Annotated in this window: 14 protein-coding genes; 8 read left to right on the top strand and 6 right to left on the bottom strand. The window is 74.6% G+C overall.

All coding sequences use genetic code 11. The annotated features are described in order from the left end of the window. Positions 1 to 43: 43 nt before the first annotated feature. Entirely contained in the window at positions 44 to 538 is a 495-nt protein-coding gene (locus ACI792_RS01165; RefSeq protein ID WP_456579351.1) for a hypothetical protein, read from the top strand. Positions 539 to 557: 19 nt separating this feature from the next. Then, entirely contained in the window at positions 558 to 1,808 is a 1,251-nt protein-coding gene (locus ACI792_RS01160) for a geranylgeranyl reductase family protein (protein WP_456600956.1), read from the top strand. A 200-nt stretch (positions 1,809 to 2,008) separates the two neighbouring features. Here the strand turns inward: ACI792_RS01160 and trhA are convergent, their stop codons facing one another. Further along, positions 2,009 to 2,821 (bottom strand): PAQR family membrane homeostasis protein TrhA, encoded by an 813-nt coding sequence (trhA, locus tag ACI792_RS01155; RefSeq protein ID WP_456600955.1) that lies wholly within the window; start codon positions 2,819 to 2,821, stop codon positions 2,009 to 2,011. 120 nt (positions 2,822 to 2,941) lie between these two features. Here trhA and ACI792_RS01150 point away from each other — a divergent pair, with 120 nt between their 5' ends. The 6 genes from ACI792_RS01150 (at position 2,942) to ACI792_RS01125 (ending at position 8,768) form a co-directional block, all read left to right on the top strand. After that, positions 2,942 to 3,730: an isoprenyl transferase gene (locus tag ACI792_RS01150; protein WP_456600954.1), complete on the top strand. Its 789-nt coding sequence runs from the start codon at positions 2,942 to 2,944 to the stop codon at positions 3,728 to 3,730. A 23-nt stretch (positions 3,731 to 3,753) separates the two neighbouring features. Beyond that, positions 3,754 to 4,971 (top strand): DUF885 domain-containing protein, encoded by a 1,218-nt coding sequence (locus ACI792_RS01145; protein WP_456600953.1) that lies wholly within the window; start codon positions 3,754 to 3,756, stop codon positions 4,969 to 4,971. 3 nt (positions 4,972 to 4,974) lie between these two features. Beyond that, positions 4,975 to 5,397 carry a hypothetical protein gene (locus ACI792_RS01140; RefSeq protein WP_456600952.1) on the top strand — a complete coding sequence of 141 codons (423 nt, stop codon included), beginning with the start codon at positions 4,975 to 4,977 and terminating at the stop codon, positions 5,395 to 5,397. Positions 5,398 to 5,465: 68 nt separating this feature from the next. Next, a complete protein-coding gene (locus tag ACI792_RS01135; RefSeq protein ID WP_456600951.1) occupies positions 5,466 to 6,452 on the top strand; it encodes an ATP-binding cassette domain-containing protein in 987 nt (328 codons plus the stop codon). Beyond that, positions 6,449 to 7,207 (top strand): ABC transporter permease, encoded by a 759-nt coding sequence (locus ACI792_RS01130; RefSeq protein WP_456600950.1) that lies wholly within the window; start codon positions 6,449 to 6,451, stop codon positions 7,205 to 7,207. The genes ACI792_RS01135 and ACI792_RS01130 overlap by 4 nt, the downstream gene beginning before the upstream one ends. 265 nt (positions 7,208 to 7,472) lie before the next feature. Beyond that, positions 7,473 to 8,768: a PhoH family protein gene (locus tag ACI792_RS01125; RefSeq protein ID WP_456600949.1), complete on the top strand. Its 1,296-nt coding sequence runs from the start codon at positions 7,473 to 7,475 to the stop codon at positions 8,766 to 8,768. A 39-nt stretch (positions 8,769 to 8,807) separates the two neighbouring features. Here ACI792_RS01125 and ACI792_RS01120 read toward each other — a convergent pair whose 3' ends face one another. The 5 genes from ACI792_RS01120 to fliR form a co-directional block, all read right to left on the bottom strand. Next, the gene (locus ACI792_RS01120; protein ID WP_456600948.1) at positions 8,808 to 9,056 is read right to left on the bottom strand and encodes a hypothetical protein; all 249 of its coding nucleotides are present in this window, start codon (positions 9,054 to 9,056) and stop codon (positions 8,808 to 8,810) included. Next, positions 9,053 to 11,734 (bottom strand): hypothetical protein, encoded by a 2,682-nt coding sequence (locus ACI792_RS01115; RefSeq protein ID WP_456600947.1) that lies wholly within the window; start codon positions 11,732 to 11,734, stop codon positions 9,053 to 9,055. The genes ACI792_RS01120 and ACI792_RS01115 overlap by 4 nt, the downstream gene beginning before the upstream one ends. Continuing rightward, entirely contained in the window at positions 11,721 to 13,766 is a 2,046-nt protein-coding gene (flhA, locus tag ACI792_RS01110) for a flagellar biosynthesis protein FlhA (protein ID WP_456600946.1), read from the bottom strand. The genes ACI792_RS01115 and flhA overlap by 14 nt, the downstream gene beginning before the upstream one ends. A gap of 187 nt (positions 13,767 to 13,953) precedes the next feature. After that, positions 13,954 to 15,105, bottom strand: coding sequence for an EscU/YscU/HrcU family type III secretion system export apparatus switch protein (locus ACI792_RS01105; protein ID WP_456600945.1), 1,152 nt, complete (start codon positions 15,103 to 15,105; stop codon positions 13,954 to 13,956). An 11-nt stretch (positions 15,106 to 15,116) separates the two neighbouring features. After that, positions 15,117 to 15,881 carry a flagellar biosynthetic protein FliR gene (gene fliR / locus ACI792_RS01100; protein ID WP_456579338.1) on the bottom strand — a complete coding sequence of 255 codons (765 nt, stop codon included), beginning with the start codon at positions 15,879 to 15,881 and terminating at the stop codon, positions 15,117 to 15,119.

Here is a 15,881-nt window from a genome sequence, read left to right as displayed (position 1 = left end):
GGGTCGCGGGCCCCGCGGGCGGGGCCAGGACGTCCCACCTCCGGTGGACCGGACGGAGGTCGCCGGCTGGTTCGCCGGACGGCTGCCCGACGACTGGTTCACCGGCCCCGTCGAGCTGACCGTGGACCGCGACGAGATCACCGTCGTCGGCACGCTGGAGGAGCCGGCGGCCGGGGAGGGTGACGCCGGCGCCGCCCGCGCAGGACGGATCGAGCGCTTCCGCGAGGAGACGCGGGGCCGCCGGATGGCGATCGCCGACGCCGCGCAGGAGCGCTACGGCCGATCGGTCGCCTGGGGAGCGGTGTGCGGGGACACCCGGCAGCTGTTCACCCACGCGTCCGTGCCGGTCATGACCCGCCTCCGGCAGCCCGAGCGGCTGGTGCTCGACACGCTCGTCGACGCCGGGGTCGCCCGGTCGCGCTCGGAGGCGCTGGCGTGGGCGGTCCGCCTCGTGGGCCGGCACGCCGACGACTGGCTGACCGAGCTCCGCGACGCGATGGCCTCGGTCGAGGAGGTCCGCCGCCGGGGGCCCCAGTAGCTCGGGGACACTGGGCCCCGTGCCCGTCGACGCCCTGCCCGCAGCCACCGACGTCCTCGTGGTGGGAGCGGGCCCGGCCGGCTCCGCGGCCGCCGCCTGGGCGGCGCGGGCCGGTCGTGACGTCGTCCTCGCGGACGCCGCCGTCTTCCCGCGGGACAAGACCTGCGGTGACGGGCTGACCCCGCGGGCGATCGCCGAGCTGGACCACCTGGGCCTGGGGGTCTGGGCGCGGTCGAAGGCGCGCAACCGCGGTCTGCGGGCCGCCGGTTTCGGCCGGGAGTGGGAGCTGCCCTGGCCCGGGGGCGCGTTCCCCGACCACGGCAGCGCCGTGCCCCGCACCGAGCTGGACGCGCGCATCCGCCAGGTCGCGGTCGACGCCGGGGCCCTCCCGGTGGACGACGCCCGGGCCGTGGACGTCGAGCGCGACGGCGACCGGGTGCGCGCGGTGGTGCTCGAGGGCGCCGACGGCGCGACGCGGACGATCGGCTGCCGGCGGCTGGTCGTGGCCGACGGCGTCCGCTCGCCGCTGGGCCGCATGCTGGGCCGGGAGTGGCACCGCGACACCGCGTACGGGGTGGCGGCGCGCAGCTACGTGCGCTCCGGTCGCAGCGACGACGAGTGGATCAGCTCCCACCTGGAGCTGCGCGGCACCGAGGGGGAGCTGCTGTCGGGCTACGGGTGGGTCTTCCCCCTGGGCCGGGAGGCGGGCGAGGTCAACCTGGGCGTGGGCACGCTCGCGACCGCCCGCCGCCCCGCGGGGGTGCAGCTCAAGGCGCTGCTGGAGTTCTACGCCGAGTCGCGGCGCGCGGAGTGGCAGCTGGACGGGCCGGTCCGGGAGGTGACCTCAGCGCTGCTGCCCATGGGTGGTGCCGTGTCGGGTGTGGCCGGGCGGAACTGGGCGCTCGTGGGGGATGCGGCCGGCTGCGTGAACCCGCTCAACGGCGAGGGGATCGACTACGGGCTGGAGACCGGCCGGACGCTGGCGGGGCTGCTGGACGAGGACGACTGGGCGTCGGCGTGGCCGGCGTCCCTGCGTCGGCAGTACGGGGAGGCGTTCTCCATCGCGCGGCGCCTGGCGGGGCTGCTCACCGTGCCGCGGTTCCTGCCCCTGGCGGGCCCGGTCGGCATGCGTTCGCGGCCGCTGATGACGGTGGCGCTGCGGGTCATGGGCAACCTGGTCACCGACGAGGACCGCGACCTCGTCGCCCGGCTCTGGCGAACGGCAGGAAAGCTCTCCGTCCGCCTGGACGACCGCAAGCCCTTCTCCTGATCGCCCGGCCGAGCGGGGCCCGGAGGGCCCCCGAGGGCGGGTGCGGCTTGTCGGTCGTCAGGAGCAGGGGGCCGGAGGCTCCCCCGAGTGGCGACGGGACGCGCTCGGTGCGACGGGGGAACGGCACGTGGTCGCGGTGCGGTCCGGAGGACCGCGATGTCATGGCCGGGACGGACAGTGGACGCGGTCGTCCGACGGAGTCAGACAAAAGGTGAGTTGAACACCGCGAAGTACACCGCGATGTAGTGGCAGAGCGCCGCGACGACGGTCATCGCGTGGAAGACCTCGTGGTAGCCGAACGTCTCCGGCCACGGGTTGGGCTTCTTGATGCCGTAGGCGATGCCACCCAGGGTGTAGAGCACGCCGCCGACGGCGAGCAGCACCATCGAGGCGACCCCGGCGATGTGCAGGATGTCGGTGAGCACGAACACCGCGACCCAGCCCAGGCCGATGTAGAGCGGCACGCCCACCCAGCGCGGCGCCGTCGGCCAGGTCATCTTGAGCGTGACACCGGCCAGCGCCCCGGCCCACACGAGGCCGAGCACCCAGAAGCCGGTGGGCTGGTCGACGGCCAGCAGCGCGAACGGCGTGTAGGTACCGGCGATGAAGAGGAAGATCATCGAGTGGTCGAGCCGCTTCATGATCTTCCAGCCGCGCGGTGACCAGCGCCGGCGGTGGTAGAGCGCGCTGATGCCGAACAGCCCGCAGATGGTCAGGCAGTAGACCGCCACCGACCACCCCGCGCGGGCGCCCTGGGCGGAGGCCAGCGGGACGAGCACCGCGCCGGCCACGATGGCACCGAAGAACGAGAACAGGTGGATCCAGCCGCGTGCGCGGGGACGGGTGTCGGGGTGCTCCCAGTCGGCGTCGGCGAAGTGGCTGGCGTCCCAGGTCTGCTGGACCTGTTCGCCCTCGGCGACGACGGTCGCGACCGCCTGCCCGGCGGGGGCCTCGAGCTCCGCACCGTCGGCCTCCACCCGTACTGCTCGTCGATCGGAGGGAGGGACAGTCATGCTCCGAGGCTACGGACGCGCGGCGGTGGCGGCATCCGCTGCGGCTGTGACGTGCACGTCCCCGGCCCGAGGCTCGCCGCGGCCTGCGCGTGGCGAGCAGGACGCGCTCCGTTAACTAGGGTGACCGTCGTGGGGGTGCGCCGGCGGGTCCGTGAGGCGCTCATCCAGGTGTACGAGCGGCGGTTGGCGCGGGCGCTGGTCGGCGCGGACGTGCCGCGCCACGTGGGCGTGATCATGGACGGCAACCGGCGGTGGGCCCGGGCCATCGGGCTCGAGGACGTCGCGCACGGGCACCGCCGGGGCGCCGACAAGATCGCCGACCTGCTCGGCTGGTGCGACGACGCCGGCGTCCAGGTGGTCACCCTGTTCATGCTCTCCACCGACAACCTGCGCCGGCCCGCGTCCGAGCTCGACGCGCTCCTGGCGATCATCGAGGACGTCGCCGTGGACCTGTCGCGGCCGGGCCGGCGTTGGCGCATCCGCAGCATGGGCGCGCGCGAGGTGCTGCCGGCGCGCACCGTCGCCGTCCTCGAGCAGGCCGAAAGCGACACCTGCCACCGCCCGGGGGCGACGGTCAACCTGGCCGTCGGCTACGGCGGGCGGCGGGAGATCGCCGACGCCGTCCGCTCGCTGCTGAGCGAGCACGCCGCTCGCGGCACCTCGCTGGAGGAGCTGGTCGAGGTGCTGGACGTCGAGCACATCGCCGAGCACCTCTACACGCGCGGCCAGCCCGACCCCGACCTGGTGATCCGCACCAGCGGTGAGCAGCGCATGTCGGGGTTCCTGCTGTGGCAGACGGCGAACGCCGAGTTCCACTTCACCGACGTCTACTGGCCGGACTTCCGCCGGGTGGACTTCCTGCGCGCGCTGCGCGACTACTCGGCCCGGCACCGCCGCTTCGGCGGGTGACGGCGGCTGCGAGACTGGCCGCCATGACCGCGGGAGCCCTCGACGTCGCCCTGGAGTACGTGCGGCTCGGGCTGCGCTTCGACCGCCTGGAGGCCGGCTTCGTCGACGCCTACACCGGTGACCCGCGCATCCGGGCGCAGGTCCAGGACGAGCCGGCGCCGACCCCGCGGCAGCTGCGTGACCGCGCCCGGGAGCTGCTGGGCGAGCTCGACGCGGCCGGCCTCCCCGACGAGCGCGCCGCCTTCCTGCGCGGCCAGCTGACCGGCCTGGAGTGCAGCGCGCGGAAGATGAGCGGCGAGCCGGTGGGCTTCGTCGAGGAGGTGCGCGCCTACTTCCAGGTCGACGTCGAGCTGGGTGACGAGGCCACCTACGCCGCCGCCCACGCGGAGCTGGACCGGCTGCTGCCCGGCGACGGCACCCTGGCCGATCGGTACGCCGCCCACCGCCGCCGCGAGGAGTGCCCGCCGGACCGGCTCGAGCGCGCGGTGCAGGCGCTGTCGAGCGCCCTCCGCGACCGGGTGCGCGGGCAGTACGGGCTCCCCGAGGTCGAGACCGTCCGGTACGAGGTGGTCACCGACAAGCCGTGGTCGGGCTTCAACTACTACGAGGGCGGCTACCGCTCCCGGGTCGCCATCAACGCCGACCTGCCGCACCGGCTCTCGCAGCTCGCCCACCTGGTCGCCCACGAGTCCTACCCAGGGCACCACACGGAGCACTGCCGCAAGGAGCAGGGGCTCGTCGAGCGGTCCGGTCACACCGAGCACACCGTGTTCCTGGTCAACACCCCCGAGTGCCTCATGGCCGAGGGGCTGGCCGACCTCGGCGTCCCGGCGGCGATCGGCGAGGGCTGGGGGGTGTGGTCGGAGGAGATCCTCGGGGACCTCGGCCTGCGGTTCGACGGTGCGCTGGCCGAGCGGATCGCCGTCGCGGCCGGGCCGCTCAACCGGGTCCGGCAGGACGCCGCGGTGCTCCTGCACGACCGGGGCGCCGACGCCGACGAGGTGGCGGCCTACCTGCAGCGCTGGGCGCTGGTGAGCCCGGAACGCGCCCGGCAGCAGATCCGCTTCCTCACCGATCCGCTGTGGCGGGCCTACATCTCCACCTACGTCGAGGGCTTCGACCTCCTCACGCGCTGGCTCGACGCCCGCCCGGCCGGGCAGCCGGTCGCCGACCGCTTCGTCCGCCTGCTCGACGAGCCGCTGACCCCGCAGCGGATCGCCGCCGAGATCCCGGCCGCCTGACCCGTGGCCGCCCGCTCGCCGTCGCAGGCCCGGTTCCTCGGGCTGTGGACCGCGGGCTGGCTCGCCCTGCTCCTGGTGCTGGGCATGGTGCGGTTCGGCGACCCCGCGGTGCAGTGGCCGGTGCTGGTCGTCCCGGTCCTCTGGGCGCTGGTGGCGCTGCGGCCCCGCCGCGGCGGGCGGGCCGGGCGGCGGGCGGCGGCCGAGTGGCCGGAGGAGGAGCGGGCCGACGACCGCTGGCCCGAGGACGACAGGTGGGCGGACGACCGCTGGTCCGGGCAGGACGGGTGGCCCGAGGACGACGGCTGGGCGCACGAGCGGCGGCGCCGGCAGGGTCCGCGGCACCGGCCGCCGCTGGGGGAGCGGACCGACACCGTCGAGCGCCCGGCCCTGCGCCGGCGGCCCGAGGGCACCGACCACCGGTGGTGACCGGCCGGCGCTGACGCCCTCGGTGAAACCGGTGGAAGCCGTCGGTGGACCGGTGGATGCTGTCGCGCGTGATCCACGCCCGCGGTCTCGCCCGCACCTTCCGCAAGCGGAAGCAGGAGGTCCACGCCGTCGTCGGTGTCGACCTCGACGTCGCCCCCGGTGAGATCGTCGGCTTCCTCGGTCCCAACGGCGCCGGCAAGACGACGACGCTGCGCATGCTCACCACGCTGCTCGAGCCCACGGCCGGGACGGCTACGGTGGCCGGCTGCGACCTGCGCACCGACCCCGTCGGGGTGCGCCGCCGCATCGGGTACGTCTCGCAGAGCGGCGCCACCGCCCCGGAGGCGCGAGCGGGCGAGGAGGTGGTCGACCACGCCCGGCTCTACGGCATGAGCACCGCCGAGGCCACCGAGCGCGGGCGCCGGCTCTTCGCCGAGCTCGACCTCGACGGCCTGTGGGAGCGGCAGCCCAAGTCGATGTCGGGGGGCCAGCGCCGCCGCCTCGACATCGCGGTGGGGCTCGTCCACGTACCGGAGCTGGTCTTCCTCGACGAGCCGACGACGGGGCTGGACCCGCAGGCGCGGGCGAACCTGTGGGAGCACATCCGGAGCCTGCGCGAGGACCGCGGGACGACCGTTTTCCTCACCACCCACTACCTCGACGAGGCCGACGCGCTGTGCGACCGGATCCTGGTCATCGACCACGGCGCGATCGTCGCCGAGGGCACCCCTGACCAGCTGAAGTCCCAGGTCGGCGGCGACGTGCTCACCGTGACGGCGGAGCGCCCGGACCAGCTGGCCCAGGTGGCCCACCTGGTGGGCGCGCTCCCCGGCGCCGAGCCGCCGCAGCTGCTGCCCGACCGGGTCGTGGGCCGGGTGCCCAACGGGGGCCGCGCGCTGGTCGAGCTGGTGCGCGCGCTGGACGCCGCCGACGTCGTCGTCAGCGGGATCGAGAGCCGCCGGCCCAGCCTGGACGACGTCTTCCTCGGCCTGACCGGCCGGTCCCTGCGCGAGTCCGGCGGCGCACCGGCCGAGGTCCCGGCGGCGGCGCGATGAGGACCCTGCTGCGCGACACCGGCACCGTCTTCGTCCGCGCCATGCGCATGTCGCTGCGCAACCCGACCTGGCTGGTGATCAGCCTGATGCAGCCGATCCTCTACATCGTGCTGTTCGGGCCGCTGCTGGAGCCGCTGGCCGAGCAGCTCGGCCCGGGGGACGCCTACCAGATCTTCGTGCCCGGCATCCTGGTGCAGCTGGGCATGTTCGGGGCGCTGTTCGTCGGCTTCGGGCTGATCGCGGAGTGGCGGGCCGGGGTCATCGAGAGCCAGCGGGTCACCCCGGCCAGCCGCACGGCGCTGCTGCTGGGGCGGGTGCTGCGCGACGTCGTCGTCCTGCTCACGCAGGGGGTGCTGCTCGTGCTGGTCGCGATCCCGCTCGGGCTGCGGGCACCGGTGGCCGGCGTCGCCCTGACCCTCGTGGTGGTGGCGCTGCTCGGCGCCGCGCTCGCCGCGGTGTCCTACGCCCTGGCGCTGACCCTCAAGAGCGAGGACGCGTTCGCGCCGCTCCTGAACGCGGTGGTGTTCCCGGTCGTGCTGCTCTCGGGCATCCTGCTGCCGATGTCGCTGGCCCCGGGCTGGCTGCAGACCCTCAGCGACGTCAACCCGTTCAAGCACATCGTCGAGGCCGCCCGGGAGTTCTTCGTCGGCGGCTACGGCACGGCGACCGCCTGGTGGGGCGTCGTGCTCACCCTGGTGCTGGCGGTCCTCGGCTGGGTGTTCGGGGTGCGCCGGTTCCGCCGCGAGTCCAGCTGAACGTGCGCGCGGGACGGCTGGTGCCGGTGGTACTTCCGGGTGACATCGCCCCCTCCTCGTGGGGTGTACGTCACGCGGATGTCACTGGCCGGGCCTAGCGTCCGCAGTGGAAGGCGAGCTGCCCTCGCCGTCCACGGGAGGCCCGGTTGGCGCGAGAGCGTTCGTCGTCCAGAGGGGCCGGTACCCGGCCTCTGCGCCGGGGCCCGGTCACCTTCGAGCCGGGGTGCGCCTGCCACCGCAGGTGGCGCCCCACGGGAGCCGACTCGTGAACACTCGCCGCACGTTCGTCCTCGACACCTCGGTCCTGCTCTCCGACCCCGCTGCGCTGCTGCGTTTCGGGGACGCCGACGTGGTGCTGCCGCTCGTCGTCATCGGGGAGCTCGAGGACAAGCGCAACCACCCGGAGCTGGGCTGGTTCGCCCGCCAGACGCTGCGCATCCTGGACGACCTCCGGGTCACCCACGGCCGGCTCGACGCTCCCGTTCCCGTGGGGGAGCAGGGCGGCACGCTGCACGTCGAGCTGAACCACAGCGACCCGTCCGCCCTCCCGGCCGGCTTCCGCAACGACAGCAACGACAGCCGCATCATGGTCGTCGCGCTGAACCTGCGGGCCGAGGGCCGGGACGTCTGCCTGGTCACCAAGGACGTCCCGCTGCGGGTCAAGGCCGCGGCGGTCGGGCTGGAGACCGACGAGTACCGCGTGCTCGACGCCGTGGACGCCGGCTGGACCGGCATGACCGAGCTCAGCCTCGACGACGCCGACCTCGACGAGCTCTACGAGACCGGCGAGGCGTTCCTGCCGGCGGCGGCCGAGCTCCCGACCCACACCGGCATGGTGCTGCTGTCCTCCCGCGGGTCGGCGCTGGGCCGGGTGCTGCCCGACAAGAGGGTGCGCCTGGTGCGTGGCGACCGGGAGGCCTTCGGCCTGCACGGCCGCTCGGCCGAGCAGCGGGTCGCGCTGGACCTGCTGCTGGACCCGGAGATCGGCATCGTCTCCCTCGGCGGGCGCGCGGGCACCGGCAAGTCGGCGCTGGCGCTGTGCGCGGGGCTGGAGTCGGTGATGGAGCGGCGGGCGCACAAGAAGGTGGTCATCTTCCGGCCGCTGTACGCCGTGGGCGGGCAGGAGCTCGGGTACCTGCCGGGCAGCGAGGGCGAGAAGATGTCGCCCTGGGCGCAGGCGGTCTACGACACCCTCGGCGCGCTGGTGTCGAAGGAGGTGCTCGAGGAGATCGCCGCGCGCGACCTCATCGAGGTGCTGCCGCTGACCCACATCCGCGGGCGCTCGCTGCACGACTCCTTCGTGATCGTCGACGAGGCGCAGTCGCTGGAGCGGGGCGTGCTCCTGACCGTGCTCTCCCGGCTGGGCAGCAACTCGCGGGTGGTGCTCACCCATGACGTCGCCCAGCGCGACAACCTGCGCGTCGGCCGGCACGACGGCGTCACGGCGGTGATCGAGAAGCTCAAGGGCCACGTGCTGTTCGCGCACGTGACGCTCACCCGCTCCGAGCGCTCGCCGATCGCCGCGCTGGTGACCGAGATGCTGGAGGACCTGCCGCTCTGACCGCGGCGGCCGCTCCGGGGGCTTCGGCCCCCGGAGCGGTCAGCTGGCGTCGGCCGGCTCGTCCACCGGCTGCGGCCGGGCAGCGGGCCGGCGTCGCTCCTTGGGGGCGGGCTTGGGCGGGGCGGCGACGGCGCGCACGAGCACCACGACCACCCAGCCGGCGAGCAGGCACCACGGCAGCCGGCCGATCGTCTCCTCGGTGGTGAAGTCACCACGCAACCCGAGGGCCAGCACGGGGACGGCCAGCACGAACCCGACGAGGAGGACGTCCCAGCGGAACGGGCTCATGCCTGCGGGCTGTCCAGGCGTTCGCAGAGCAGCGAGGCCCAGCGGTGCGGGGTCGCCCGGACGCCGTCGAGGAGGGCCACGGGCACGGTCAGCCGCTGCAGCACCGCGGCGGGGTCGGCGCTGAGGTCGGTGTCCTGGACGACGAGGGCGTCGACGCGGGCGAGGCCGTCGAGCCAGAGCTCGAGGTCCTCGGGCTTGCGGGTCGCCTCCACGACGGCCCACACCGCGACCGGCGACCAGATCGCCAGCATCTGCGACATCCAGTAGACGTCGCTCCGCAGCGGCGCGTCGACGGCGACGACGGTGAGGGTGCCGGCGTCGGCGGCCTCCTGCCGGCGGTCGACGGCGGCGTCGATGGTCGTCATGCGGCTGCCCTTGGGCGCGAGGCCGGCCAGGTCGCCGCGCGTCGCCCACTGCACGCGGTCGGGATCCAGCCGCAGGGAGGCGGCCAGCGCGCGGGCGGCGCGGAGCGTCTCGACGCCCGGGCCGACCACGAAGAGCACCTCACCGGCGCCGGTGGGCAGCCGGGGCGCCTCGGGCAACCGGGCGGCGAGCGCGTGGGTGAGCGCGGCGTAGGTGCCGTCGGCCTCGATCCGGTCGGCGATGTCCCCGCCGAGCAGCTCCGCGGGCACGCCCAGCTCGGTCAGCCGGGCGACGACCTCCTGCGGGCTACCGGGACGCCCGGTCCGGGGCGCGGGGGCGTCGGCGGCCGGCTCGGAGACGCGGTTCCCGAGCTCGGGAATCTCGGTGTGGTCGTCCCCGCCCATCAGCGGGCCGACCGGCAGCCGCGTGACCGTTGCGAGGGCGCGGCCGGCGGGGGTGGCCGGCGCAGCGTCCACCTCGGGAGCCGCGGGGGCGACGTCGTCGCGCGGGCCCGAGGCGTCCGTCCGCGACGGCGGGACCGCCGGGCGGCCCGAAGACGGCGGCACGGGCGGCAGCCCGCGGCCCCGCGCGCCCGGCATCGGCGGCAGCAGGGAGATCCGGGGCATGACGGTGGTGGCGTCCAGCGACATGGCGAGCGGGGCGGGGTCGCTGGCGGTGCGGGCCAGCAGCGGAGCGGCCTCGGCCAGCAGGATGCCCGGCTCCTCGACGGGGGCCTCCTCGACGGCGGTTGCCTGGGCCGGCACCTCGTCGGGCACGGGCTCGTCGGCGACGGCCTCCTCGAGCACGGCCTCCTCGGCCACGGGCTCCTCGGCCACGGCCTTCTCGGCCACGGGCTCCTGCACCGGCGCGGGAGCCGGGCTGAGCACGTCGGCCCAGACGGGGGCGTCGTCGGCGACCGGGGGAGCGGGCACCGGCTCGCCCCACAGCGGGATGTCGGCGGGGGAGCCGCCCCAGACGAGGCCGGCGGAGACCGGCGCGGGAGCAGCGGGGACGTCGAAGAGCGGGAACGACGGGGCGGGGACGACCGGCTCCGGCGCGGCGGCCAGCGTGGTGGCCGGCGCGAAGAGCAGGTCGGCGACCACCGGCTCGTTCGGGTGCACCGCATCGAGGACGGGGACGTCGACGACCGGAGCGGTCGGCTCGGCCGGGATGCCCGGCTCGTCGACCATTGCGATGGGGAGGACCGGCGAGTCGAGCACCGGCAGGGCCGGCTCGTCGGCCACCGCGAGGGGGAGCTCCGGCTCGGCCAGCGCCTCGCGAGGGGAGTCGCCGGCGAGCATCTTGCGCAGGATCCCGGCGAGCGCCTCGTCGGAGTGGCCCTGGGCGAGGGCGTCGCGGAGCGCCTCCGCGATCTCCTCCTGGCGCGCGGACGGGCCTGTCGCGGCCGGCTGGTGCGGCTCGGCCGCCCAGGTGGGCAGCTCCTCGGCGCCGGTCGTCGACGTGGAGGGCGGCGCGGTGGCCTGATCTCTCACCGTGGACTCCTCCTGCTGCACGGCCTGGGACCGCATCGACGGATCTGCTGAACGGATGGCCGCGGCCAACGACGGCCGGGCCGCCGCCGCACCGGCCGGCGCGGCCGAGACGGGGGCGGAGGCCTTCGCGGGCTCGGTCGGCCGGGCAAGCGCCTGGTCGACGGCCTGGCGCACGTCGCGGTCCCCGGAGACCATGCGGGCCAGCGCCGCCGTGAACGGGGACGGGGCGACGGCCGCCTCGTCGCGGGCCGCGGGCGTCTGCTCCACCGGAGCGGACGGAGCCGCGGCGTGCTGCGGGCGCGAGGCAGGCGAGGGCTCGCGGGTCGCCTTCGGGAAGGTGGCGCGGGTCGGGGTGGGCCGCCCGTGGGCAGGCCCGGCCGGGGCGGGAGCGCCTCCCGGGGCGCCCCCCAGCAGGCCGGCCAGCTCGTCGATCCGCTCGTCGTCCTCCGCGGGGCGGGGCGCGGGCGACCGGGAAGGGGCGGTCGGCGCGGCCGTGCCCGGGCGGGCGGCCTCGGCGGCCCAGGCGGCCGCGCCGTTGCGGGCCGGCGCCGTGCTGCGCGCACGGGCCGGAGCAGCCGCGGCCAGCGGGGAGTCGTACGCGGCGGCGGGCGTCGCCTGGACGGGGCCCGTCGACGGCGCGGGGACGCCCGGGCGGGCGAACTGGTCCGGTGCCACCTCGGCGACGTAGCGCTCGGTGGCGAAGAAGCCGAGCACGCCGCCGGACCGGACGCGGCGCACGCCGACGACCCGGGCGTGCGGCCCGAACTGCTCGCGCGCGGCCGCGATCGCGTCGTCGCGCGTGGCGGCCTCAACGGATCGCAACGGCACCGCTCACCACTCCCAGCGACTCGATCTGGGCCGTCCGGGAGACCTCCGAGTAGGAGATGACCGGCAGCCGGGGCAGGATCTGGCGCATCAGCCGCGCGAGGGCCGCGCGGACCTGAGGCGAGCAGACGAGGACGGGGGACAGGCCCTGCCGCTCGGCGTCCTCGAGCATGCCGGTGCAGCCGTGGACGAGGGCGTCCACCGCGCCGGCGTCGAGGGCCAGGACGGCGCCCATCTCGGTCTGGCGGACCGACTCGAGCAGGCGCTGCTCGAACCCCGGCTCCAGCGTGAACACGTGCAGGCGCTCGTCCGGCGTGACGTAGGGCTGGCTGATCGCCGACCCCAGCGCCGACCGCGCCGCCTCGACGAGACCGTCGAGTTCGGTCGAGTGCTTGGCACGCACAGAGAGTGCCTCGAAGATGCGGACCAGGTCCCGGATCGACACGCCCTCGGCGAGCAACGCGTGCAACACGCGCTGCACCTCTCCCAGGGTGAGCAGCGCGGGGGTCAGCTCCTCGACGACGACCGGGTGCGACCGGCGAACCATCTCCACGAGCAGGCGCACGTCCTCGCGCCCGAGCAGGTCCGCGGCGTTCTGCCGGACGACCTCGGCCAGGTGCGTGGTGATGACCGACGAGCGGTCGACGACGGTGGCCCCGGCCATCTCGGCGGCGCGCTGCAGCTCCGCGGGCACCCACTTGGCGGCGAGGCCGAACACCGGCTCGCGGGTGGGCTTGCCGGGCAGCCCGTCCAGGGCGTCGCCGATGGCGAGCACCGTGCCGGCGGGGGAGCTGCCCTTGGCGACCGGGACGCCGTTGAGCCAGATGACGTACTGCGAGGACGGCAGGTCGAGGTTGTCCCGGGTGCGCACCAGCGGGATCACCAGGCCGGTCTCCATGGCGACCTTCCGCCGCAGCGCCTTGACCCGGTCCAGCAGGTCGCCGCCGCGGGAGGCGTCGACGAGGTCGACCAGGTCGAAGGCGACCTCCAGCTCGAGCGGGTCGACCCGCATCTTCTCGGCGATCGCCTCGGGCGAGTCCGGAGCCGGCTCCAGCTCGGCGGCGGCCGCGGCGGCCTCGGCCTCCTCGTCGACCTCCTCCGGCTCGGTCATGCGGCTGGCCATGACGAGGAAGACCACGCCGACGAGCAGGAAGGGCAGCTTGGGCAGGCCCGGGATGAGGCAGAGGGCGAGGGCGGCGCCGCCGGCGATGCGGACCGGCTGGCGGAAGCGGCCGAGCTGGGCGATCAGGTCGGTGCCCATGTCGCCCTCGGTGGCCGACCGGGTCACGATGATGCCGGTCGCGGTGGACATGAGCAGCGCCGGGATCATCGAGACGAGCCCGTCGCCGACCGTCAGCAGGGAGTAGGTGCTGACCGCCTCGGCGGGCGCCATGCCGCGCTGCATCATGCCGATCGCGAACCCGCCGATGAGGTTCACCAGGGTGACGACGATGCCCGCGATGGCGTCGCCCTTGACGAACTTCGAGGCGCCGTCCATCGAGCCGTAGAAGTCGGCCTCGGCGGTGACCTCGTGCCGCCGCTTGCGGGCCTGCGCCTCGTTGATGAGGCCGGCGTTGAGGTCGGCGTCGATCGCCATCTGCTTGCCGGGCATGGCGTCGAGGGTGAAGCGGGCGCCGACCTCGGCCACGCGCCCCGCACCGTTCGTGATGACCACGAACTGCACGATCGTGAGGATCAGGAAGATGACCAGGCCGACGATGAGCGAGCCGCCGATGACGATGTGACCGAAGGCCTCGATCACCTTGCCGGCGTAGCCGTCGGTGAGCACGAGCCGCGTCGAGGAGACGTTGAGCGCGAGGCGGAAGAGCGTCGCGATGAGCAGCAGCGACGGGAAGATGGCGAAGTCCAGCGGCCGCCTGATCTGCATCGCGACCAGCAGCACCAGGAGCGAGATGGTCAGGTTGAGCCCGATCAGCATGTCCATCAGCCCCGCGGGCAGCGGCACCACCAGCATGAGCACGATGGCGACGACGCCGATCGGGACGGCGGCCTTGCCCAGGCCTTTCACTCGCCCGCTCCGGGCTCGCACGAGGGACGCTGGCTCACCCCTCCCTCATCGGCGGGCCGACGGGCACCCGGTACCGCGCCACCGAGGCCGTCCTCCCTCGCCGTACCGCGTCCTCCCTCACCGCCCACCGTGAGGGAGGACGCGCCACGATCAGGGAACCTGATCATGGCCCACCCGGGGTCCTCTCTCAGGCGGCGGCGACGGGGGGACGGCGGCGACCGGCCTTGGGCAGGTCCGTCACGTCGGGCGCCTCGAAGCCCGGACGGTGGAAGCCGCCGCGCACGCCCCGCGCGCCCAGGTGCATGACGAAGGCGAGCACCCGCGCGACGGCGGTGAACAGCTGCGCCGGCACCTCCTGGCCGAGCTCGCAGGAGGCGTGCAGCGCCCGGGCCAGCGGGATGTCCTGGACCATCGGCACCCGGGCCTCGGCGGCCTTCTCGCGCAGCTTCGCCGCGACCTCGCCGGCGCCCTTGGCCACCACCCGCGGTGCGCCCCTGGCGGCGTCGTACTTCAGCGCGACGGCGACGTGGGTCGGGTTGACCAGCAGGACGTCGGCCTCGGCGACCTCGCTCATCATCCGGTTGCGCGACATCGCCATCTGCACCCCGCGGCGGTGGGCCTTCATGTACGGGTCGCCCTCGGCCTGCTTGTGCTCCTGCTGGATCTCGTACTTGCTCATCTTCAGCTCCTTCATCATCTTCTTCCGCACGACGACGTAGTCGGCGACGGCGATGACGAGGCCGGTGACCGCGACGACGCGGAACATCAGCACGGCCGAGTCGGTGAAGGCGGCGGCGACGGCCGACAGGGGCAGGGCACCTGCCGAGGAGACCAGCACCTGGGCCCGCTCGCTGGTGATGATCACGACGGTGCCCAGGGCCGCCGTCTTGATCAGCGCCTTCGACATCTCCCACAGCCCCTGGGTGCCGAACATGCGCTTGAGCCCCGGGAGCGGGTTGAACTTCTTCAGCTTGGGCTGCAGGGGCTTGCTCGTCACGTGCACCCCGCCCTGCGCCGCCGACGAGGCCACGCCCACGAGCATGAGCGCGATCGCGGTCGGCAGCAGCGTCGTCAGGAAGGCGATCAGCGCCGTGCCGAGCAGCGCGGTCACCGTGCTGACCTCGGGGTTCTTCACCACCGTCCCGACGTGCACGAACAGCTGGCGCACCGCGTCGTACGCGTCTCCCACGAGCATCGGCAGCAGGAAGCTCGCCGCCGCCACCCCCAGCCAGGTCCCCAGCTCCTGGGTCCTCGGGATCTGCCCGTCCTTGCGCGCCTTCTTGAGGCGCTGGGGAGTCGGCGCCTCGGTCTTCTCACCACCCGGTCCGTCCTTGGCCATGTCCCACCCCCTCAGCCGCCGCGCAGCGAGGTCATGGCGCGGGCGCCGTGCTCGAGCAGCTGGTCGAGGGCCGGCGGCAGCAGGGGGAAGGTCAGCCCCAGCATCGCCAGGGTGAGCATGATCTTCACCGGGAAACCCAGGGAGAAGACGTTGAGCGCGGGGGCGGCGCGGCTGAGGAGGGCCAGCGCCACGTCGGCGAGCAGGAGCACGGCGACCATCGGGCCGGCGATCTGCAGCGCGGCCAGGAACATCATGGAGAACGCGGTGATCAGCACCGCCGCGATCTGGTCGGTGGGCACGTCCCCGCCCACGGGGAGCCCCTCGTAGGAGGTGGCGAACCCCTTGACCATCAGCAGGTGCCCGCCGCTGGTGAACAGCAGGGTCGTGGCCAGCAGGTAGTGCAGCTTGCCCAGGGAGCTGTTCTGCGTCATCGCCATGGGGTCGTAACCGGGCTGCAGCGAGAAGCCGCCCGCGAGGTCGAGCACGTCGCCGGCCATCTGCACCGCGGTGAACAGCACCTGGACGACGAAGCCCAGCGCCGCGCCGATGACGACCTCGGTGACGGCGGTGACGAGCAGGAACCCCGCCGTCGGCTCGGGCAGCGTGGGCGCGATCTGGGTGGACAGCAGCACCGCCAGGGCGAGGGCGAGGGCGCCCTTGACCGGGCCGGGGATCACCCGGGAGTTGAACGGCGGCGCGAGCAGGATGAAGCCGGCGGCCCGCGCGGTGCCGAGGAGCAGGGCCGCGAGCGTGACCGCCGGGACCGAGAGGTCCAT

The organism is Blastococcus sp. SYSU DS0669, assembly GCF_054050895.1.
The sequence above is the reverse complement of the archived record's forward strand: the minus strand, read 5'-3'. Positions and strand labels throughout refer to the sequence as shown.

Coding starts and splice junctions, on each gene's coding strand:
- trhA (WP_456600955.1), bottom strand. CDS start 2,821: ATGACTGTCCCTCCCTCCGATCGACGAGCAGTACGGGTGGAGGCCGAC.
- fliR (WP_456579338.1), bottom strand. CDS start 15,881: ATGGACCTCTCGGTCCCGGCGGTCACGCTCGCGGCCCTGCTCCTCGGC.
- ACI792_RS01120 (WP_456600948.1), bottom strand. CDS start 9,056: ATGAGCCCGTTCCGCTGGGACGTCCTCCTCGTCGGGTTCGTGCTGGCC.
- ACI792_RS01145 (WP_456600953.1), top strand. CDS start 3,754: ATGACCGCGGGAGCCCTCGACGTCGCCCTGGAGTACGTGCGGCTCGGG.
- ACI792_RS01130 (WP_456600950.1), top strand. CDS start 6,449: ATGAGGACCCTGCTGCGCGACACCGGCACCGTCTTCGTCCGCGCCATG.
- ACI792_RS01105 (WP_456600945.1), bottom strand. CDS start 15,105: ATGGCCAAGGACGGACCGGGTGGTGAGAAGACCGAGGCGCCGACTCCC.